The sequence below is a fragment of the Paenibacillus sp. S02 genome (assembly GCF_019454065.1).
GTDB classification, from domain to species: domain Bacteria; phylum Bacillota; class Bacilli; order Paenibacillales; family Paenibacillaceae; genus Paenibacillus; species Paenibacillus polymyxa_B.
This window is the reverse complement of record NZ_CP073682.1, coordinates 5,739,103-5,760,160: the sequence shown is the minus strand read 5'-3', so window position 1 is coordinate 5,760,160 and position 21,058 is coordinate 5,739,103. Positions and strand designations below refer to the sequence as shown.

At 48.2% G+C, this 21,058-nt stretch carries 17 protein-coding genes; 11 read left to right on the top strand and 6 right to left on the bottom strand.

Going from position 1 to position 21,058, the window contains the following annotated elements; genetic code table 11:
- Positions 1 to 6 precede the first annotated feature (6 nt).
- The 4 genes from KAI36_RS25635 (at position 7) to KAI36_RS25620 (ending at position 6,478) form a co-directional block, all read left to right on the top strand.
- A complete protein-coding gene (locus KAI36_RS25635) occupies positions 7 to 987 on the top strand; it encodes an ABC transporter permease (protein WP_220026361.1) in 981 nt (326 codons plus the stop codon).
- Positions 988 to 1,615: 628 nt separating this feature from the next.
- Complete coding sequence (locus KAI36_RS25630; RefSeq protein WP_220026360.1) at positions 1,616 to 2,539, top strand: carbohydrate ABC transporter permease; 924 nt, start codon at positions 1,616 to 1,618, stop codon at positions 2,537 to 2,539.
- 62 nt (positions 2,540 to 2,601) lie between these two features.
- On the top strand, positions 2,602 to 4,734 hold the full coding sequence (locus KAI36_RS25625; RefSeq protein ID WP_220026359.1) for an endo-1,4-beta-xylanase: 2,133 nt from the start codon (positions 2,602 to 2,604) through the stop codon (positions 4,732 to 4,734).
- Positions 4,735 to 4,786: 52 nt separating this feature from the next.
- The gene (locus tag KAI36_RS25620; RefSeq protein WP_220026358.1) at positions 4,787 to 6,478 is read left to right on the top strand and encodes a glycoside hydrolase family 43 protein; all 1,692 of its coding nucleotides are present in this window, start codon (positions 4,787 to 4,789) and stop codon (positions 6,476 to 6,478) included.
- Between the two features lie 121 nt (positions 6,479 to 6,599).
- On the opposite strand, the gene hxlB is transcribed toward KAI36_RS25620, so the two are convergent.
- Both hxlB and hxlA read right to left on the bottom strand, forming a co-directional pair.
- Positions 6,600 to 7,157 carry a 6-phospho-3-hexuloisomerase gene (gene hxlB / locus KAI36_RS25615; RefSeq protein WP_220026357.1) on the bottom strand — a complete coding sequence of 186 codons (558 nt, stop codon included), beginning with the start codon at positions 7,155 to 7,157 and terminating at the stop codon, positions 6,600 to 6,602.
- A 5-nt stretch (positions 7,158 to 7,162) separates the two neighbouring features.
- Entirely contained in the window at positions 7,163 to 7,798 is a 636-nt protein-coding gene (gene hxlA / locus KAI36_RS25610; protein WP_220026356.1) for a 3-hexulose-6-phosphate synthase, read from the bottom strand.
- A gap of 561 nt (positions 7,799 to 8,359) precedes the next feature.
- On the opposite strand from hxlA, the gene KAI36_RS25605 reads away from it, so the two are divergent.
- Complete coding sequence (locus KAI36_RS25605) at positions 8,360 to 9,235, top strand: DNA-binding protein (RefSeq protein ID WP_220026355.1); 876 nt, start codon at positions 8,360 to 8,362, stop codon at positions 9,233 to 9,235.
- 188 nt (positions 9,236 to 9,423) lie between these two features.
- On the opposite strand, the gene KAI36_RS25600 is transcribed toward KAI36_RS25605, so the two are convergent.
- On the bottom strand, positions 9,424 to 10,260 hold the full coding sequence (locus KAI36_RS25600) for a methyl-accepting chemotaxis protein (protein ID WP_025721376.1): 837 nt from the start codon (positions 10,258 to 10,260) through the stop codon (positions 9,424 to 9,426).
- Positions 10,261 to 10,460: 200 nt separating this feature from the next.
- Complete coding sequence (gene pepT / locus KAI36_RS25595) at positions 10,461 to 11,696, bottom strand: peptidase T (protein WP_025721378.1); 1,236 nt, start codon at positions 11,694 to 11,696, stop codon at positions 10,461 to 10,463.
- 179 nt (positions 11,697 to 11,875) lie between these two features.
- Between pepT and KAI36_RS25590 the strand changes: the two genes are divergently transcribed.
- The 5 genes from KAI36_RS25590 (at position 11,876) to gpmA (ending at position 17,738) form a co-directional block, all read left to right on the top strand.
- Complete coding sequence (locus tag KAI36_RS25590) at positions 11,876 to 12,940, top strand: LacI family DNA-binding transcriptional regulator (protein ID WP_025721381.1); 1,065 nt, start codon at positions 11,876 to 11,878, stop codon at positions 12,938 to 12,940.
- Between the two features lie 200 nt (positions 12,941 to 13,140).
- Positions 13,141 to 15,435, top strand: a complete 2,295-nt coding sequence (locus KAI36_RS25585; RefSeq protein WP_025721382.1) for a glycoside hydrolase family 2 protein — start codon at positions 13,141 to 13,143, stop codon at positions 15,433 to 15,435.
- 243 nt (positions 15,436 to 15,678) lie between these two features.
- Positions 15,679 to 15,966, top strand: a complete 288-nt coding sequence (locus KAI36_RS25580; protein ID WP_025721383.1) for a hypothetical protein — start codon at positions 15,679 to 15,681, stop codon at positions 15,964 to 15,966.
- 147 nt (positions 15,967 to 16,113) lie between these two features.
- Positions 16,114 to 16,854: a Bax inhibitor-1/YccA family protein gene (locus KAI36_RS25575; protein ID WP_220026354.1), complete on the top strand. Its 741-nt coding sequence runs from the start codon at positions 16,114 to 16,116 to the stop codon at positions 16,852 to 16,854.
- Positions 16,855 to 16,988: 134 nt separating this feature from the next.
- Positions 16,989 to 17,738, top strand: a complete 750-nt coding sequence (gene gpmA, locus KAI36_RS25570) for a 2,3-diphosphoglycerate-dependent phosphoglycerate mutase (protein ID WP_025721385.1) — start codon at positions 16,989 to 16,991, stop codon at positions 17,736 to 17,738.
- Positions 17,739 to 17,802: 64 nt separating this feature from the next.
- On the opposite strand, the gene KAI36_RS25565 is transcribed toward gpmA, so the two are convergent.
- The gene (locus tag KAI36_RS25565) at positions 17,803 to 19,296 is read right to left on the bottom strand and encodes an alpha-amylase (RefSeq protein WP_076292760.1); all 1,494 of its coding nucleotides are present in this window, start codon (positions 19,294 to 19,296) and stop codon (positions 17,803 to 17,805) included.
- A gap of 264 nt (positions 19,297 to 19,560) precedes the next feature.
- Here KAI36_RS25565 and KAI36_RS25560 point away from each other — a divergent pair, with 264 nt between their 5' ends.
- Entirely contained in the window at positions 19,561 to 20,388 is an 828-nt protein-coding gene (locus KAI36_RS25560; protein WP_025721950.1) for an HNH endonuclease, read from the top strand.
- Between the two features lie 24 nt (positions 20,389 to 20,412).
- Here KAI36_RS25560 and KAI36_RS25555 read toward each other — a convergent pair whose 3' ends face one another.
- Positions 20,413 to 20,808 (bottom strand): rhodanese-like domain-containing protein, encoded by a 396-nt coding sequence (locus tag KAI36_RS25555; protein ID WP_023990896.1) that lies wholly within the window; start codon positions 20,806 to 20,808, stop codon positions 20,413 to 20,415.
- Positions 20,809 to 21,058: the final 250 nt, after the last annotated feature.

Below are 21,058 nucleotides of genomic sequence, written 5' to 3'. Positions count from 1 at the left end.
GCAGCTATGGGCCACTCGTCACCACTAGCAGTCACGATCTCCCCGGATCATTTGCCGCCCTCGCGGCGAACCGGCTTTAGGGGATTTATGCACAAGCTGAATCAGCAACGGGCACTGGTATGGATGTCCGTCCCTTTTTTAATCTGGCTGTTCATCTTCAAGTATTTGCCCATCTGGGGCTGGACGATTGCCTTTCAGGATTTTAAGCCTGCCCGCAAGTTGCTCGATCAGCAATGGGTCGGATTAAAGCATTTCCATTTTCTATTTCAGGATGAACACTTTCTGCGGGTCATGCGAAATACGCTGGCGATGAGCTTTATTAATCTGGTGCTGGGCTTTGTCACCGCTATAACATTAGCGGTTTTGCTGAATGAGCTTCGTCAGCTCGTATTTAAGCGGGTGGTACAGACGATCAGCTATCTACCGCATTTTATTTCGTGGGTGGTCGCGGCTAGCATCATCAGTACGGCGCTGTCTGCGGATGGCGGCATCATCAATGAGGTGCTGATGTGGCTGGGGTTGATTAAGGAGCCTATTCTGTGGCTGGGCGAGGGAAGCTATTTTTGGGGCATTCTCGGTGCATCGGAGGTATGGAAAAATGTCGGATGGAACACCATCATTTATTTGGCCGCGATGACGATGATTGATCCCTCGCAGTATGAAGCGGCCGAGATGGATGGAGCAGGGCGTTTTCAGCGGATTTGGCATGTGACATTACCCGGATTGAAGCCTGTATTTATCATCCTGCTCATTATGAACATCGGCAATCTGCTGGAATCCGGCTTTGAGCCGCAATACTTACTGGGCAACGGTATGAACGTGGATTACTCGGAGAATCTGGATATTTTCGTGCTGAAATATGGTATCCAGATGGGTAATTTCTCGCTTTCCATTGCTGCGGGGATGTTCAAAACGGTGGTCAGCTTCATCTTACTGTTTAGCGCCAATCATATTGCGAAGCGGTTAGGGGAGGAGAGATTGTTCTAAAAAATAGTGAGTTATGGGGGGAGAAGGTCGCTTCGCGTGCGGATTGTTCTTCCGATCGCTGTTATCCCCGGATTTTCTTATTGGAATAAAGATTATAGGTTAAAATCCGGGGCTAGCTTATGCTTACGATGCGAGCTTTCCTCTGGAAAGCTTTTAGCCGAACGCTCCGCTTCTTCAGAACAATTCCGCCCGCTCCGCTGTTGCCCGCCATAAAGTCACTTTTTTAAGAACTGAGGGTAGGGGCAGGGGAGAGCTTAAGGAAGGCACGTGATTCGCGCTTCCTTGGGTAAATGCGTCATGGTAGCTGGCTCAGCTTCGCTATCGCCATTGAAGGGTGTCTTTGGGACAGTGCTATTCGAGGCGATAACAGAAGGTGCGTGCTCATGCGTACTACAGGTGCAAGTCAGTGGATTTTTAGCAGGCCGCTTCGCTGACCTTACAACTTCTAATTGCCACTAATAATCAATAAGAGTCTGCTCAAATAGCTACTCAGATTTTTACTCGAATTCCTATCATTGTAGCCACTAATATAACCGTTTCAATTAAAGCACTAGCAGCTTCAACAATATTAATCTAATGGATTACATGGCTGGGTGCTTAAGCTATTTTTTAGAAAGGAGCGGAAGTCATGGGCAAAGGGAAGGCCATACACGGGCGATTTCGGGCCCCCTCGGATCGAATTTTTGATGCGTGCAATATCGTGTTTATGCTCTGCCTGATGGTGTTCACACTGTATCCGTTTTTAAATACGCTGGCGGTTTCGTTAAATGAAGCGAATGATTCGATTCGAGGCGGGATCTATTTGTGGCCGCGTGAATTCACGTGGAGTAATTATGAATATGTGTTCAAGGAAGCAACGATTTTCCATGCTACGCTGATTTCTGTATTACGTACGGTTGCGGGTACGGTGACCTCTGTGTTTTGCTGCGCGATGGTGGCGTATACGATCAGCCGGCCGGAATATGTGCTGCGCAAATTTGTTTCGATTGCTTTTATTTTAACGATGTATTTTAGCGGTGGATTGATTCCGAACTTTCTCCTGATTCGTGAGCTTGGGATGCTGGGGACTTTCTGGGTGTATGTCGTGCCGGGATTGATCGGGGTGTTTAATGTGATTGTCATTCGCTCCTTTATTGAGGGATTGCCGGAAGGGATTCTAGAGTCGGCGCGTATTGACGGGGCTGGGGAGTTTGCCACTTTTATGCGCATCGTTTTGCCGCTGTGTGTTCCCGTACTGGCGACGGTGTCGCTGTTTACAGCGGTCGCGCAATGGAATTCCTGGTTCGATGTGTTTTTGTACAATTCGTCATATGAGCAATGGAGCACTCTTCAATATGAGCTGATGAAAATACTGCAAAATTCCAACACGTCTGTTAACACTCAGGACTATGCGAGCCAATTCGCTGGTTCGGAAAATCTGGCGAAGTCGGTCACGCCTACCTCGATTCGGGCCACGATGACGATTGTCGCTTCAGTGCCTATTATTTTAGTTTATCCTTTTTTGCAAAAATACTTTGTGAAGGGTATGACCTTGGGAGGTGTCAAAGGATAGTAACTGAAATCCAATGGTGCCCAATACGAATTCAAAAAAATTTGAGTGCGGGAGGGATTGCTTTGCGGTCATGTTGGGTTAAGCCTTTTTGTCTGGTACTGGCTGGAGCGCTGTTGTTATCGCCTGTTGGTTGGTGGGGAGCGTCTGTAGCGAAGGCAGCTACGTCTATAGAACATTCCCCGCCCGTTTCGGATACGGTGCTGTCAGCGGGTAATATCCTTAAGACCATTGGAACGTATGGATTTGAGCAAGGGAACAGCGACGGCTGGAAGCCCCGGGGAACTTATACCCAAATTGCATCCGTCACGGAAGCAGCATATGGCGGCACGCACAGTCTGAAGGCAACCGCCCGCACAGCGGCTTGGAATGGGGCGGAGCTGGATGTGAAGTCGCTGTTGCAGCCGGATGTAGAGTATGAAATTAGTGGCTATGTGAAGCTAGATGGTCATTCTGCGGTTCCGAGCATGGTTAAACTTACAGTGGAGCAGCAGCCGACAGGCGGGACTACGACATGGAAGACGGTAGCGCAGACGGAGACGGCGGATACATCGTGGATTAAACTTCAGGGGAAATATACTTTTACCGGGGGGATGGATGCATTGAAGCTGTATGTGGAAAGCTCGAATCCCGCGCAGGCCTACTATGTGGATGAGGTAGAAATAACACAGGTATCGAAGACGCCAACGGAGCCGACTAATGGTATCGTATCCGGGTTTGAAGATGGTACGGCTCAAGGATGGGTGTCCCGTATGGGAGCCGAGACCGTGCAGGTATCGGATGCCGATGCACGAAGCGGCTCATACAGTCTGCTGACAACAGGCAGACAAAAGACATATGCCGGACCCAAGCTGGATGTGACTGCTACGATGCAAAAGGGCAGCCGATATACGGTCAGTGCCTGGGTGAAGCTGGCGCCGGGTGAGCAGCCTGCCAAGGTGAGGCTCAGTGTACAGCGTGATCACCAAGGGGATAGTGCGTATGAAACTGTTGTAGGCGACACGGCTACTACGATAGGGGGATGGATGCATTTGTCTGGTACGTATACGCTTGCGCATGATGCAGACACTGTTTCTATGTATTTGGAAACGGCAGAAGGAACGTCTTCCTTTTATATGGATGATTTCGAGCTGTCACTTGTACCACCACTGGCTATTGAAAAGGACATTCCTTCTTTGCATGGATTATATGGGGGACAGTTTAGCATTGGCACGGCGATTGAAGCTTTCCAGACCGAAGGGGCTTACGGAGAGTTGGTACAGAAGCATTTTAACAGCGTCGTTGCAGGGAATGCGATGAAGCCAATCTCCTTACAACCGTCCGAGGGACAGTTCCATTGGGAGGAAGCAGATCAAATTGTGCAGTTTGCTAGGCAACATGGACTAGAGATTCGCTTCCATACTTTGGTGTGGCATAACCAAACTGGGGATTGGATGTTCAAGGATAAGAATGGACAGCCGATGACGCCGACTGCTGAAAATAAAAAGCTTTTGCTGGATCGGCTGGAGACGCATATTCGCGCTGTTGCAGCCCGGTATAAAAATGTCATCACCGATTGGGATGTGGTGAATGAGGTCATTGATCCTGATCAGCCGGATGGCATGCGCCGCAGCAAGTGGTATCAGATTACCGGTACTGATTATATTGAAAAAGCATTCCGTGTCACGAGGGAAGCGGCGGGCCCGAACGCACGACTATTCATTAACGATTACAACACGCATGAGCCGAAGAAACAGGATTTTCTGTACAATTTGGTACGTGATCTGCTCGCTAAAGGTGTACCGATTGACGGGGTAGGCCACCAATCGCATATCCGCCTGGAGTTTCCCGCTATTAGCGAGATTGAGCAGTCCATAGAAAAGTTTGCTTCGCTTGGTCTGGATAATCAGATTACCGAGCTGGATATGGGCCTTTATTCCAATGACACAGATCGCTATGAAACGATTCCAGAATCTATGCTGATCCGGCAGGCTCACCGCTATCGGGCGCTGTTCGATATGTTTTCAAGGCAGCAGGATCATATCAGCAATGTGACGATTTGGGGTACGGATGATGGAAATACGTGGCTCAGCACGTTTCCAATAGCCCGGTTGGATAAGCCGCTACTATTCGACGAACGGTTAAAGGCCAAATATGCCTATTGGGCACTTGCTGATCCGTCCAAAGTCCCGCCGTTGCCAGCGGGGAATAACCAATGAATAGTTTGAATGAAACAGAGGAATAGAGCTGTTCAAAAGGAGAGCTGGAGCTATGGCTACCTTACGCTATACGAATCCGGTTGTTCCCGGATTTTACCCTGATCCGAGTGTGATACGCGTCGGAGAAGATTATTACATGGCGGCAAGCTCGTTTGAATACATGCCGGGCTTGCCCATTTTTCATAGCCGAAACCTGACCGATTGGCGGCAGATCGGGCATGCGTTGAACCGGCGCAGTCAGATTGATTTGTCCACTCGGAAAAGCTCGGAAGGCATATATGCGCCCACACTGCGCTATCATCAAGGTGTTTTTTATCTGATTACGACAGATGTGATGGGAATAGGTAATTTTTATATCACATCTGTGAACCCCGCTGGGCCTTGGTCAGACCCGATCTGTATTCCTTACGGGAACATAGATCCGTCTCTGCTATTGGATGACGATGGGAAAGTGTATGTGACTGTACAATCCGGGGCTGATGCCGAGTCGCATATTATCCAGTATGAGATTGATATCACTACAGGTCAGGCATTGACAGAGCCTATAGCGATTGCTCACGGGGATGGCGGCGTATGGACCGAAGGGCCGCATCTGTATCACATCGGCAGCCACTATTATTTGCTCTGCGCATGTGGCGGAACGGGGCGTGATCATCGAACACTCGTGTATCGTGCGGAGGGCCCTTACGGTCCGTTCGAGCGTATGACAGAGCCGATGCTCACGCATAACGCTCTCCCTGCGCATCCGATTCAGAACACAGGTCATGCCGAACTGGTTGAGGATACTCGCGGGGACTGGTGGGCTTTTTTTCTCGGTGTCCGTCCGGTGGTAGACATCGAGCCTGTGGCTGACCGCTTGGAGACTGTCGAGCCTCAGGCTGACGTACCAACTTCGTATAGCGTGCTCGGACGCGAAACCTTTCTGGCACCCGTCCGCTGGACAACGGACGGATGGCCTATGGCTGACAACAACGCAGGCATGGTGCAATTGCACATGTCTGTAGACCGTCAGCCATTCAGTCTGGCGGAGCAGGCTCGCCCGCCTGCTTCTGCGCCGCTCGCGCCTGCAAAGCGTCATAGCTGGCGCGATGACTTTGGTGGTCAGCGGCTGGACTTCCGCTGGGCTGCTCCGCGCAGGCTGTGTGAAGCCTGCATCAGCCTGGAAGTACGCCCCGGATGGCTAACGCTCGTCGGCAATCGCCACACGCTGCTGGACGAAGCGCCGAGCGTATTCCTCGGCACCCGGCTGCGGCATCATCAGATCGCCGTCCGTAGCCGGCTTTATTTTCAACCACAGCATGAGGGCGAGGAAGCCGGCCTCGCGGTACGGCTTAATGAGCGCGGTCACTTTACGCTGGGTATTCGTCGGGCTGGCGAAGACGACATGCTTACTGTAGTGGTCTCGGTCGCAGATCAGGGAAAACGAACCGAATGGGTCTCTGTACCGCTGGCCGCTCCTGATATACCCAGCGGTGAAGGTATGGAGCTTCGCATCCTATCCGATGCGTATCATTTCCCCTTATCCTATGCTGTGCGTCCAGGCAACTGGGTACCGCTCGCTACGGTTCCGGCTTTTGTTGTCTCACCTGAACGCAATGGCGGTTTCACGGGAGCGCTGATTGGCATGTATGCTGTATCGACCGTCGCTGTAGATGAATCGGTATCTGTCGCCGCGACTCCCGCATACTTTCAATATTTCTCCTACGATGGCTTGGACTATATAAGCCATATAAGCCAAACCTGAAGAATAAACGTCCAAACGGTGTAGATAGGAAATTCGCCTTATACAAGCATAAAAGCAGGCTGTCCTTCACATGTGACATGTAAAGGACAGCCTGCTTTGCTATCGTAAAGGAATTACAGTTTTATTCCAAATTGGCGTGTTGGCCAAACATAGATTTGGAGGTCAGCTTGCGCAGCTCCATCGTTCTGAGTACCAATGCGTCACCGTATAACAGCAGGGTTTGCTCAAACAATGAGCCCATGGGCTGAATCGTTTGGTAATCCTTGTTGGACGGGTCCTTGGGTGCACCAGGCAGCTTGACGATGATATCGGCCAGTTTGCCAATGGTGGAACCCGGGGAAGTGGTTAGTAGCGCCAGAGAGGCACCAAGTTTCTTTGCTTTTTCTGCCATGGAGGTCAGGCTTTTGGTTTCACCAGAGCCTGAACCAATAATGAGCAGGTCGCCCTCGCCCAAACCGGGAGTTACAGTTTCCCCGACCACGTAGGCTTGAATCCCCATATGCATCAGCCGCATCGCCAGCGAGCGAATCATGAACCCTGAGCGGCCCGCACCTGCCACGAATACCTTATTCGCAGTGGCGATGGAGTGGATCAGCTGTTCCGATTCCGTATCACTGATCAATTGTGGAACCAATTGTAGCTCCTTGAGTACCTCAGATAAATATTGAGAGGTTTCCATTGGGGTTAACCTTGTTTGATGAGCTGTTGCATTTGGGAAGCTACAGCCTTTTTGTCGTCCTCGCCAGTGATACCACCGCCGACGATAACCAGATCCGGTTGAGCCTTCACGACTTCAGCCAAGGTGCTCAGCTTAATACCGCCAGCCACGGCAGTTTTGGAGTTTTTCACGACTTTTTTGACGGTTTGCAGTGCTTCGAACGGGCTTTGTCCTTCAGCTTGCAGATCGTAGCCTGTGTGCACACAGATGTAGTCAACGCCCATAGCGTCGATTTCTTTCGCGCGTTGCTCCAAGTTTTTAACACCGATCATGTCCACCAGGATTTTTTTGCCGCCTTGTTTTTTCGCTTCTTCTACTGCACCTTTAATTGTTGCATCTTCAGCTACAGCCAAAATCGTAACGATATCTGCACCAGCCTCGGAAGCTTTTAGCACTTCATAGCCCCCTGCATCCATAACCTTCAGGTCAGCCAGCACTTTCAGATTCGGGAATGCTTCTTTCATTGCTTTTACTGCATGAAGTCCTTCATTGATGACAATCGGTGTACCGATTTCTACGATATCAATATACGACTCTACTTCTTTTACCAATGCAATACCTTGCGGGATATCTACTAAGTCTAAAGCCAATTGAAGTTCCATGTTACTAACTTCACTCCTTAAGTGAATTTATATTTTGATGAACAGGTACATGCTCTGTTGAGTATTACTCTATACTTTGGTTTCATGCACAGGTTTGATTGTAAGGCCCCGATATCCGATTGAAAAGTACGCACTATTTCGTAACGTAGTTACCCAGACGATACTATAGCATCATAAAAACCATTCATGAGAGAGCCTGCATTTTGTCTTCTTTAGCATTATTTCTATAAGGGGAGTCGATTATTCGTAACCAAGGATTTTGCAAAAATCCCATAAGCGACTTCCAATGAACAAGATATAGATCGAAATGGTTTAGTTCGTCTATATCTTGCACTTCGGAGCGACTGAAATCGAATTTTGCAAAATCCATAACCATACACAGCAATGTAAGGTTGCAAAAAAAAGAAGGTAGCGATGATTGAATTGACTTCAAGTTAGGTTTTGACTATATTTGTAATATACTGGTATGTAAAAAATGGAGGCTAAGAGCATAACTACCCTGAAGAGTAGCTGCTGTGCTAAGGGGTAATCGCAATTTTCAGGATAGGGAGGCGGGTTTTAGTGGAAGAGGTCCTGAACCAAAGGGAAGCCATTTATTTGTTGTCGGACAGCCACGAACTCGATAAAGCTTGTGAGTTGTTTAGAATCAGCTACACACATAATGATTGGGATGAAGCGAACAAAGTAGCAGATTATCTGCATACGTTGGCTGAAAGCCTGTATCACACCCAACTGAGAAATGCTGCAGACGGTAAGTATGAGACATTGGACACCAAACACCCGCTAGTGTTTTATTATGCTTACAGTTATTTGGCGAAGTCTATTTACTATCAGAATATGGGCAAGTATGAGGAAGCCAGGAACTATATTATAAAGTATAGCGAAATGGGCTGGTTTATGGGGCTGGATCAGAGCGGTCACGAAGAAGTAGAGAGATTCCGTTTCCTCGCCAAGGCCAATTTATTTACGATTGAATTACTTTCGGGGAGAAGGGAACTTTTGCCTGAGTACGTTCAATTTCTTCACGACAATGAAGAGGAGCTACTTCCAGGATTGGTTGGTATTGCCGAAGCGGCTAACTTGAATAATTGGAATATAGACGACCTGCTGAATGATTTTGCTGATGATATTAAGATATTTGAAGGTTATGAAGATAGAGCAAACCGCGTATATTATTTAAAACTGGTCAACCAATTGGCCATTTATCATTTCAAGAAGAAGCAGTACTCCGTTGCCTTAAATTATGTCCTTGATTCTCTGCAATTCTCTGCCCATGTAGAAGCGGATGCCGATTTCAGGACATTGGTTGCTCTGTTTGAGACTTATCGAGATTTGGCAACACCATCACAGCAAGAGCAATACCAAACCATTTTATTAAGGGGGCTTCATAATGAAAAAGGCATTAATCTCGGTAACTATGGTCTTGGCGTTTCTTAGTATTGCTCTTCCGGTGGGAAATATTTTGGGAGGGTTAGACCCTGTGTTTCCTTCAAATCATGGTGTTTTTTCTTATACTGCTTGAGTTTCAGATTTAGACCTTCAAGCCCGATAGGGCTTTTGTACATAAAGGGAGCACACTTTTACGCATTTTGCGATCAGTGTGCTCCCCTTTTTTATCCGAAGATTTATTTTACGGCATACGAAGTCAGGTCATTGGCCAGATGTTGCATCGTTTCACTCGCCTTTTGCATACGCTCCATCACTTCAGTGAAGGAGCCTACCAGAGTCGCCTGCTCCTGAGAAGAAGAAACAATTTGCTCAATTTCCTGCTCCATTTGACGAATGGAGTTTTGTACATCCTTAAGGGCTCCTTCAATATCGACCGTCGCCTTTTTGGATTCTACGGATAGCTTGCGAACCTCTTGAGCGACGATACCAAAGCCTGCTCCTGCTTCTCCAACACGTGCGGCCTCGATCGCTGCATTCAATCCAAGCAGGTTGGTTTGATCGGAAATTTCCTTGATGAACACAGCTACCTGATTGATTTTACCCGAGTTTTGTACGGCGATTTGGGTGTTTTTCAAAATCTGTTCACTGGTTGCCTGAAGCTCCTCGGAATGAGCCGCCACATGCTGTACCATATCAATGAGCTGCTCGGTGATGGAGCGGTTCTCGGATACGATTTGATCCAGTTGATTTTTGTTAGTCAAATTATAAGAGGCCGCAAATGCTGCGATGACTTCACCTTTCTCGTCAAATACAGGAATACTGATCATATCAAGAGGAAACCCTAGAATTTCAGCAGGAATGTGGGTCAGGCTGGGCTCACGTCCATTTTTAAGCATGGCAAAATCTTTATAGTCCTCGAGCAGCTCCGAGCCTGTTTCAAAGCCGAGATCCATACCCTCCGATTGGGTATACATAAGGACATGAGTGCGGTCAAAGAGAGCAAGGGTCACTTTCTCACGCATAATCTGTTGTATGTAGGGAATGGCTGCAATTAATGCATCTATTGTATTCAAATAGATAACCTACCTTTCTTTACTAGATATATTTTTTATAGTCTCGTATATAGTTGTCGGTCTAAAGACGGATAAAAGTTATAAAGATATTGAAAATTTAAAGTGAAATGAAAGCTTCAGAAAAAAAGGCATACCGTTTCCATTACGGAACGATATGCCTTCTATTTAATCTTAACATGTCAGTGCTGTGTATAGGTAGTTCACTTGCCGCGTTGCTCGAACAGTTGTGCGATTCCCACAATAACCTTGGTAGCAAGTACCATGTTGTCCACCGACACATATTCAAACTTACCGTGGTAATTCTCCCCACCTGTAAAAATATTCGGGGTAGGCAGTCCCATGTAGGATAGCTGTGAACCGTCTGTACCGCCACGAATCGGCTTGATAATGGGTTCGATACTCAGCTTTGTCATTGCTTCATAAGCGACATCGACGATATGCTTAACAGGCTCTATTTTCTCTTTCATGTTGTAATACTGATCTCTCAGCTCCAGCGCAATACGGTTTTCTCCATAAGCGGCCTGCAGCTCTTTGACTACATTTGTTAAATAAGCTTTCCGGTTTTCAAAGCTCTCGCGGTCAAAATCACGGATAATATAGTATAGCTTAGCTTGTTCTGCCGTGCCTGTAGACTCCAAGAGATGATAGAAGCCATCATATCCGTCTGTATATTCCGGGGCTTCGTTTGCAGGTAACCGACTGTGTAGCTCCATAGCGATTTTAGCAGCGTGGATCATTTTGTTTTTAGCCGTACCGGGATGCACGTTCACACCGTGAATGGTAATATGGGCGGCTGCGGCGTTAAAGCTCTCATACTCCAGTTCTCCGAGCGGTCCGCCGTCTACCGTATAGGCATATTCAGCGCCAAAAGCGGCTACATCAAAGCGTTCTGGTCCTCTTCCAATCTCTTCGTCCGGTGTAAAAGCAACGCGAATTTTGCCATGTTGAATTTCTGGATGGTCAATCAGGTAGTGGATAGCTGTCATGATTTCTGCGATCCCGGCTTTGTTGTCTGCACCGAGCAGGGTGGTACCATCTGTTGTGATCAGGGTGTGGCCTTTATATTGAGTCAGTTCGGGAAACTCACGTGGAGAAAGAACCACACCAAGCGAAGCATTCAGCGTGATATCGCCCCCATCATAGTTTTCCGTCAATTGCGGCTTTACCCCTGCGCCAGTCAGCTCGGTAGCCGTATCGAGGTGAGCGAGAAAACCAATGACGGGAACCTCTTTATCCGTATTGGAGGGAAGGGTCGCCATCACATAACCATGATCATCAATGGTCACGTCTGTCATACCGATGGCTTTCAATTCGCCCACCAAGAGGTTGCCCAATGTGAGCTGTCCGGGTGTAGTGGGGCAAGTGTGGCTGCTTTCATCAGATTGGGTATCTACCTGAACATATGTAGTCAGGCGGTCAATCAGTTCCTGTTTCATGTGTGTATCCTCCTTGGTGTCATTTCTATTATGGTACGTATTTTATCATGATTAGGCTTATAATATGAAAAAAATGGTTGACCCTTTTAGGAATGACGGGTTGTGTTGCACAGGGGAGACGAGTAAGATAATAGTAAAATAAAAGTAAAAATAGAGTAAAACCATTAAAGGAGTCTGCAATGCCTACGTTAAAAGATATCGCCCAGGAGGCAGAGGTTTCGATATCCACGGTCTCCCGAGTGCTGAATTATGATGAAACACTGTCTGTATCTGAGGAAACGCGGCGTAAAATTTTTGAGGTTGCCGAGCGCATGAAATATACGACTGTTAAACGTAAAAATGGCGGTATTGGTCGTCAGCCCCGCAAGAAGGCAGAGGGACCCATCCGGTTGGGTATGGTGCACTGGTTTAGCGCGTACGAGGAACTGGAAGACCCTTATTATCTGTCTATCCGGTTTGGCGTGGAAAAAGAGTGCCGCCAAAGCGGGGCGCAGCTGGAGCGTATTTTCAGAAGAGAGGATCTGACTGCGCTGAAGGCGTCATCCGAAGGGCTACATGGACTGATCGTGCTGGGGCATTTTAGCAGCGAAGAGGTAGAACGTATGCTGGAACTGCCCATTCCTTGCGTCTTTCTGGATCATCCGGTAGAGCGTACAGGGGCAGACTATGTGGTCATTGACCTTGCTCACGCTGCGGCTGATGCACTGGATTATTTGATGGGCGCGGGCCATCGTCACATCGGATATGTAGGTATGGGCAAGGATGAGCAGTCCCATGATTCCGAACGAGTCGAGCTAGATGCCCGCTATGAAACGTTTTTGCGGTATCAGGAACAGCACAGGCTGTGCACGTCGGATGATATTCATGTGTGCGGCGGAACGGCGGCAGACGGCTTCCGTGCGATGGAAGCGGCTATTCTGGCAGGAACAGAAAGCCTGCCTACAGCCTTCTTTGTCGCGAGCGATTCGGTGGCTATTGGGGTGTTGAAGGCGCTGGAGCAGCATCACCTTGCGGTGCCGGAACGTATCTCAATTGTTGGCTTCAATGATATCCCGACAGCGGAATATTTGACCCCATCTCTGTCAACGGTCAAAACGCATACCGAACTGATGGGAGAAACGGGCGTTCAGCTCTTGCTGCATACGGTACGCAACGGTGCAAACGAGGTGGGGCGCAAGGTCATCATTCCGACAGAGCTAATGATTCGCAACAGCAGTGCGCCGCTACATACCGATACCCAATAAAATCGGCGTTATTGATTTGGACAGCCCCGGCTTACCGGGGCTGTTTTTTGGTATAAAAAGATATAAAAAATGGATTGACAATTGCCTTGTAAATGCTTACATTGAACATATATTTATTTTACTAAGTTTTACTCGTTATTTTTACTCAAATATTTTACTGTGGTATAAGAGTGAAAAATAAAAGGTTGAGGTGACTGCCCATGCGTACCATTTTGCCGTTGAATGACCAATGGTTTTATCTTCCTGAATATGTCGAGAGCGAAGTAAGCGCAGGCATTGATGCAAGTCGGTATGAGCCAATTCAGCTGCCACACACCAATGTAGAGCTTCCGTATAATTATTTTGACGACAAGGGATTTCAGTTTATTTCTACGTATAAAAGAGAGCTGAACATTCCAGCAGATGCCAAAGGTAAGCGAGTGTATGTTGATTTTGAAGGAGTCATGACCTATGCCCAGGTATATCTAAACGGGGTAAAAGCGGGGGAGCATAAAGGTGGATATACACCGTTCAACGTTGAATTGACCGAACTTGCCGATTATGGCGGCCCCAATGTGCTCACGGTCATTGTCGATTCCACGGAACGGGACGACATCCCTCCCTTTGGGGCAGTCATTGACTATCTGACCTACGGCGGTATTTACCGCGAGGTGCAACTGCGAATAGTGGAGCCTGTACACCTCGGAACGGTATTCATTCAGACACCAGATCCGCTTGCGGCAAGCAAGACGGTGCGCGTGGTCGTGGAGCTGGAGGGGATCGGCGATCAGGAGGACGACTTGACGGTCGCGCTGCAATTGCTGGACGGAGCGAGCGTGAAGGCGGAGGCCAAGCTGGCAGCGGTGACGGCGGCGGAAGTAACGCTGGAGCTGAAAGAGCTGGGCGGCCTGCAGCTTTGGGATATAGATGACCCCAAGCTGTATGAAGCGAAGCTGACGCTGCTACGAGGCGGAGAAGAGTTGGATCAGGTGACCGTGCGCTTTGGCTTCCGCGAGGCCGAATTTCAGCCGGACGGTTTTTACTTGAACGGGCGGAAGATCAAGCTGCTTGGCTTGAACCGTCACCAGTCCTATCCGTACGTTGGCTATGCTATGCCTAAAAGAGCGCAGCATCGTGATGCAGATGTGCTCAAGGAGGAGCTGGGGCTGAATATGGTACGGACATCCCACTACCCTCAGTCCCGTCATTTTCTAGACCGTTGTGATGAGATTGGATTGCTCGTTTTCGAAGAGATTCCGGGTTGGCAGCACATTGGCGGTGAAGCGTGGAAGGAGCAGGCGGTGAGGGACGTAGAGGACATGATTATCCGTGATCGTAATCATCCCTCCATTGTAATCTGGGGGGTACGAATTAATGAGTCGCAGGATGACCATGATCTGTACACGCGTACCAATGAGCTAGCACGAAAGCTAGATCCGACCCGAGCTACGGGTGGTGTGCGTTATATTGTAGGCAGTGAGCTATTGGAAGATGTATATACGATAAATGATTTTGTTCATGATGGTGGGCACAAAAAATATTTGGCTAAGGAAATCCGCAATTTTGATACGTATGACGATACAGAAGGCGTAGATGGCGAAACGACAGGCTTGCGCCAGCCGTCTCTTGTTACAAAGCTGGACTATCCGGTCCCTTATCTGGTAACGGAATATAACGGGCATATGTACCCGACCAAGCGTTTTGACCAGGAGGAACGGGTAATGGAGCATGCACTGCGCCATACGCGGGTCCAAAATGCTTCCTATGCCGATGAGGGCATTGCCGGAGCGATTGGCTGGTGTGCTTTTGACTATAACACGCATGCCGATTTTGGTTCCGGTGATAAAATCTGCTACCACGGTGTCATGGATATGTTCCGCCTGCCTAAATTTGCAGCGAGTGTGTACCGGAGCCAGAAGAACGTCGAACAGGAAATCGTTATGGAGCCGGTCACTTACTGGTCGCGTGGCGAGCGGAATATCGGAGGCATCGTGCCGCTGGTGGTGTTCACCAATTGCGATGAGGTGGAGTTCATCTACGGTGACGAGCGTAAAGGTGTTTATCGTCCGAACCGAGAGAAGTACCCGGCGCTTCCTCACCCCCCTGTCGTGATCGACGAGCTGACAGGCCACTGGGGCATGAAGTGGGAAGACGCTGTATTCATTGGGTACGTAGATGGGCAAGAAGTGATCCGCAAATACTATTCACGTAATCCGGTGCCGACAGAGCTACGGGTAGCTGCAGATGATATGGTGCTGGAAGCTGGCGATTGGGACGTAACCCGAGTAGTAGTGGATGCTCTGGACGAATACGGCAATGCCCTGCCGTTCTATGCAGATCCTGTTTCGGTGGAGGTCGAGGGAGTGGGTGAATTGATCGGTCCTTCAAGCTTATCCTTAATTGGTGGACGCATTGCATTCTGGATTCGTACGAAGGGTGAGGCTGGCAATATCCGCGTGAAAGTTTCCGCCCCTTCCCGTTTCAGTCCGCAGGAATTGAGCATTCACGTGCAATAAGGAAGCAAAGGCAACATACAATCCTACTAGCCGCTTGTATACCGTTTGAGACTTCCATTATTTAAAAAAGGAGTTGTCCGCAGATTCTGAAAGGGATCTGAGAGGGCAACTCCTCTTTGGCATAGGTTAGGGTACGTTAATCTATGAGTCTTTTGAATTGTGTCTTATTACTGAGTCACTTAACGTTACGCTCATAGATTGGAAGCATAGAATACACTATCAAGTGCAAGGGAGGTGAATCCTATGGCGATTCTATTACCTCAGCAATTCTATTCTCTCGCTGCTAATATTGGTAAATCATACTTTGAAAACTTGAAAGGTGGCGCGAATGCTACAATTACCGTTAATAATAACGGTCCGGCACCGATCGATCTTGTCGTCACTCGTGTCAATGCACCTGTGATCACTTATGTTATCCCTCCAACTAACAGCCTCACGTTAGAAGTTGCTTTACTGCTGGTAGCTGCTCTGCAGACTACCGCAGCTGGAGCAGCTACGGGTACGATCCAGATTGCGACAGCTGATTTTTAACCTGTAACGACCTGACCCTCTAACTCTAGCTTTGCCGTATGGCAAGGTTAGAGTTTTTTTGTTTGAAATTTTCTGAAACTTTTTTCATATTGTGCCGATATATACATATAGCATAGCAAACAACAACATCGAAAAGGAGTACCCTGTATGAGCTTTAGCAATCCGGTTTTACGTGATGACATCTTTTTGCGCGAAGATGAAAGAGAAGTTAGCGAACAACGCATGACCATCGGAGGAACGGTGAACAAAACGTTGCTTCTGCTGGTTCTGCTCATCGTCTCTGGCAGCATTACCTGGTACATGACCTACGAGGGAACCGTAGAGGTACTATCCTTGCTGACGGCAGGATTTATTGGTATGGCAGGCGTAGCGCTTGCGATATCCTTTTTTCCAAAAATGGCTCCATTACTCTCTCCTGTATATGCGATTCTGAGTGGTTTTGCTTTGGGTGGCATTTCAGCTTTTATGGAGTATGAGTACCCTGGAATTGTAGCCAATGCCATTTTGCTGACCGTGGGTATTTTGTTTTTGATGCTCTTTATGTACACACAGCGAATCATCAAGGTGACACGCGGCTTTATCTCATTCGTTGTCCTGTGTACGATGGCGATTTTTCTGGTGACGGTGGTTGATTTTATTTTGAACTTTTTCGGTATGAATGTTCCGTATATCCATGAAACGGGTTGGCTGGGTATTGGTATTAGTTTGTTTATCGTGATCATTGCGGCTTTGAATCTGCTGGTTGATTTCAATTTTATTGAAGAGCAAGCAGATCAAGGTGCACCCAAATATATGGAATGGTATGGTGCTTTTGCATTGCTGGTGACTCTAGTATGGCTGTATGTACGGATTTTGGATCTGTTGGCCAAGTTCAGTAAGAGGGACTAAGTGCAGGGTGAGAAGAAAAGGATGGCTGAATGCCGTCCTTTTTTGAATTAAATAGACGGTTTAAAAATTGCATTTTACGTTAAATACATAGAAGTTGGGTAAAACATAAAGACAGACAGGAGAGGAGTGAGTATATGTATCAAGTGGTGCTGGTTAGGCATGGAGAAAGCGTGTATAACCGACAAAACCTGTTTACGGGCTGGACGGACGTGGACCTGACTGAACAAGGGACTCATGAGGCCATTGAGGCGGGACGTATTCTCAAGGAGGCTGGATATACGTTTGATTTGGCATTTGCCTCTGTGCTAAAACGATCTATCCGCACGCTGTATCACATCTTGGATGAGCTGGATCATCTGTGGATACCTGTGCAGAAGTCATGGAAGCTGAATGAACGCCATTACGGTGCTCTTCAAGGGCTTAGCAAGTTGGATTCCGCCGTGCAATACGGCGAGGAACAGGTTCATATCTGGCGGCGTAGCCTAACAGTGCGGCCACCCATGCTGGATGAGAAGGACGAGCGGAGTCCGCATCGGGAAGAGCGTTATCGCAATATTAAGCCAGAAGAGCTGCCGCTTGGGGAAAGTCTGGAGGACACAGTGCATCGGGTCGGTGAGTTTTGGAAGCAGCGGATTGTACCTTTGATTCTCAAAAAGGATCGAGTTATCATTTCTGCACATGGTAACACTTTGCGGGCCTTAATCAAGTATATGGAGAATCTGGACGAAACCGCATTGCTGGATTTGAATATTCCGACAGGCATTCCACTGGTGTACGAGCTGGATGAGCATATAGATCCCATCCGGCGCTTTTATCTCGGTGATCCGAGTCATGTAGAGGCTAAGAAGCAGGCTGTGGCCAACCAAAGCAAGGTAACGGAGTGACTTTTCATACACAAAGAAGACAGGGCGCTTCCTCGCATCCTGTCCTCTTTGTGTTGGGTATAGATTAAGCGTTCGCTTCTTCTTCTGTTTCCTGGCTGTCTTCATCTGCGGGAAGTGCCCACACCGATACACTGCCGGCACGAACGGGAAATATACCGTAGCCATCCTGCTCAATCTTTACGGTATGATCGTGACGCCCGGTCAAATCTATCCATTCTTCCGCTGCATGTTGTTTGCCTACGAACATGCGCTTTTCCCCGTCATTTGCGTTGGTGATCACCACAGCACATCCGGAGCCTTCCAGCTCAGGAACGCCTTGACGAACCCATCCAATCGTATGGGGATCATCGAAATAATCTTTTTGCTCACCATAAGCTTTATGGTACCGGGCATATAGAAGCGGGTCTAGCTCAGCCTGCTTGCCTTTCACGGGCGTTTGTCCCTGGATACCGTAGTAATCGCCATAGAATACGCAGGGATAACCGTCTTTGCGCAGCAAGATCAGTGCATAGGCGCTAGGCTTGAACCAGTCCTCCACCCAGGATTCAAGCGCTTCATGCGGCTGGGAATCATGATTATCGACAAAAGTAACCGAGTTCAGGGGATGGGTATGAACAAGCGTATCCTCGAAAATGGTGCTTAAATCGAAATCCTTGCCACCCAAGGAAGCGCTATGTAGTTTGTAGTGGAGGGATACGTCAAATAGGTCGATTTTATAATCAATGGTATCCAGGAACTTTTGACACGATTCCAGATCCGGTTTCCAAAACTCGCCTACCATATAAAAATCCTGTCCGCGTTTTTTAATCATTTCTGTAGCAAATTCTCGTACAAATTCATGATTAATATGCTTGATTGCATCCAGACGGAATCCGTTGCATTGCAGAGTATCTACCAGCCATTTGCCCCAGCGGATCATCTCTTTGCGCACATCCTGATGATTATAATCAATATTGGCGAACATTAAATAATCATAATTGCCGAATTCATCATCTACATTTTCGCTCCAGCTTTTATTTTTACCTAAAATACGATAGATTCCTGTCCGGTCCTGGCTTGCATCGTAATCGGTTCCGTTAAAATGTTCAAAGTTCCATTGAAATGTGGAATACTGACCTTGACGGCCGGGGAACGTAAATTTAGTCCAGCCCTCGATATCAAAGGGCTCGGAAATGACCTCATTGCGGTTATCCGGATTGACCTCGACGACCTTGAACACTTCGGTTTCATCCGCGCCAGCCTTATGGTTCATGACCAGATCGACATAGACGGCCACACCGTGGCGAACGCAGGCGGCAACAGCCTCCAGCAGGTCTTCCCTGGTTCCGTATTTGGTGCGTACCGCACCTTTTTGGTCAAATTCGCCCAGATCGTAAAGGTCATAGACGCCGTATCCCGTATCCTCGGGCGATTGGCCTTTGGTGACAGGTGGAATCCATATCGCGTCAATTCCTTTGGCCTTCAGTTCCGGTGCCAGGCGGGTAAGCTTCTTCCAGTGAGAACCGTCAGCTTCGACATTCCACTCGAAAAATTGCATCATCGTATGGTTCCTTTTCATGTGCGTCCCTCCTTCATATATAACAAGTTACCCACCAAGTGAGGGGGGCTAAACGTCAGACGGTCAATATGATGCTGAATGAAGAACAAGGATCGCTGTATAACGTATGCTAAATCATTAAAATTTGTTATACCTAAGTGTTCACAACGACTCGGGTAGCTAGAAAAGGGAACGTGAAAACGGTAAAATGAATCTAACTTAACAATAGTTCGGGTTTTGGTGAAAACCGTAAAGCACGAGCAACAGAGGAAAGGAGGGGTGGACGTGACAGAACCGCAGCAGAACAAGGATGAAGCGAGCAAACCGCTGATAAAAAAATGTACGTATTGTCAGGAGATGAAACCTTTAACGGACTTTCAGCGCAGAACGGGTCGCCGGGCTGGTCCTTATTCCCGGCGTGGTCCTTGCCGTTCCTGTCGGGGGTTGGCCCCGCAAGAACGTGCGGCTACGTCCGCTCCTTCCGGCGAGGAAACGAACCCCTCGGCTGCTCCCGTGACGCAGCATAGCCTTGAAGTAAATACGGCTGCGCACAGCCTGGAGGCGTCACTACCTATGGAGGCACAACGCCCCCGCAGGAAGCCGGTCACGGATAAAGCGCGTGAGCGCCACCGGCAACGGGTTCGGCATCTGCTTAGCAGGCTGAAGCCTGCGGATACCCGGGCGTTGAGGCTCAATCGCAATGGCATGATTCGGCTAAGAGGCAAAACCGACCAGGGGAGACGCTGGCATCAAGAGATTGAGCTTGATCTGGCCATGACCTTGGTCAGAGAGCGTATGGCGGTGATTGTTAATCCATACACCGTGCGCAGACTGTATAGCAATAAGGAGTTTCGTCAATATGTGCTTAAGCGTGACCGCTATACTTGCTTTTTTTGCGGGGGCTACGGCGACACGATTGATCATTTACTGCCTCGGGCAAAAGGGGGGCATACGACGCCGGTCAATTGTGTATGTGCTTGCAATGAATGCAATCAAGTTAAGGCTGCCCGCGATGTAGATGAGTTCATTGAGTCTGGTGTGCCGCAGCCGTCTCCTGATGATTTCGAGGCACCTGATAATCCTGATGCTTCTGAAGACACCCTGCATACGTAGGGCGATTCTTGGAGCGTAGGTCCCTTAGTACAGTTCTACTTCAAAGCCGGATTCCTTCCAGGCTGTTGTTCCACCTTCGATAAAAGCTACATTGGTAAAGCCCATCTGCTGGAGTGTATAAGCTGCCAATGCAGCTTGTCCGCCTGCCCCACAAGTGGTGATAATCGGCCGGTTGCGGTCACGTAGACGTTCGTCACGCAAATCCTGTGGAACCTCCAAGTCAGCGCGGATGGGCAGCATGCCCAATGAAATATTGGCGCTTCCGCGAATCAGACCGCAAGCGCCTGCATCATGGGAGTCCTGCACATCGATAACGAATGTATCAGGATTTGCCTCCATTCGCTGACGTGCCTCCTGTGAATCAATGCCCTGAACGTGCTGTCTCGCTTCTTGAACCATATCTCCAAATGTTTTAGCCATCGTGTAAACCTCCGTATGAATATATTTTGTGTTATTTTCATATTGTTGAACTGAAACGTACGCTCTCTATTACCCTCCTCTAGCATAAAATGACCCTTTTTTTAAGGGAAACTTGGACAAAAATCGAGCTTATTCTAATTTTTATCTAAAATAACAATAAAAATTTTGCAGAAATTTGTGCAAATTTAAAATTTCTTCGACGATTGTGTTGTGAAAGGTGTAATATAGAGGTATAGGGTTCCGTTTCGGC

What these genes read in the sequence shown, in the direction of transcription:
- gpmA (WP_025721385.1), top strand. Translation starts at nt 16,989, where the DNA reads ATGTATCAAGTGGTGCTGGTTAGGCATGGAGAAAGCGTGTATAACCGA.
- hxlB (WP_220026357.1), bottom strand. Translation starts at nt 7,157, where the DNA reads ATGGAAACCTCTCAATATTTATCTGAGGTACTCAAGGAGCTACAATTG.
- KAI36_RS25575 (WP_220026354.1), top strand. Translation starts at nt 16,114, where the DNA reads ATGAGCTTTAGCAATCCGGTTTTACGTGATGACATCTTTTTGCGCGAA.
- KAI36_RS25635 (WP_220026361.1), top strand. Translation starts at nt 7, where the DNA reads ATGGGCCACTCGTCACCACTAGCAGTCACGATCTCCCCGGATCATTTG.
- KAI36_RS25585 (WP_025721382.1), top strand. Translation starts at nt 13,141, where the DNA reads ATGCGTACCATTTTGCCGTTGAATGACCAATGGTTTTATCTTCCTGAA.
- KAI36_RS25630 (WP_220026360.1), top strand. Translation starts at nt 1,616, where the DNA reads ATGGGCAAAGGGAAGGCCATACACGGGCGATTTCGGGCCCCCTCGGAT.
- KAI36_RS25620 (WP_220026358.1), top strand. Translation starts at nt 4,787, where the DNA reads ATGGCTACCTTACGCTATACGAATCCGGTTGTTCCCGGATTTTACCCT.
- KAI36_RS25565 (WP_076292760.1), bottom strand. Translation starts at nt 19,296, where the DNA reads ATGAAAAGGAACCATACGATGATGCAATTTTTCGAGTGGAATGTCGAA.
- hxlA (WP_220026356.1), bottom strand. Translation starts at nt 7,798, where the DNA reads ATGGAACTTCAATTGGCTTTAGACTTAGTAGATATCCCGCAAGGTATT.
- pepT (WP_025721378.1), bottom strand. Translation starts at nt 11,696, where the DNA reads ATGAAACAGGAACTGATTGACCGCCTGACTACATATGTTCAGGTAGAT.
- KAI36_RS25555 (WP_023990896.1), bottom strand. Translation starts at nt 20,808, where the DNA reads ATGGCTAAAACATTTGGAGATATGGTTCAAGAAGCGAGACAGCACGTT.
- KAI36_RS25580 (WP_025721383.1), top strand. Translation starts at nt 15,679, where the DNA reads ATGGCGATTCTATTACCTCAGCAATTCTATTCTCTCGCTGCTAATATT.
- KAI36_RS25590 (WP_025721381.1), top strand. Translation starts at nt 11,876, where the DNA reads ATGCCTACGTTAAAAGATATCGCCCAGGAGGCAGAGGTTTCGATATCC.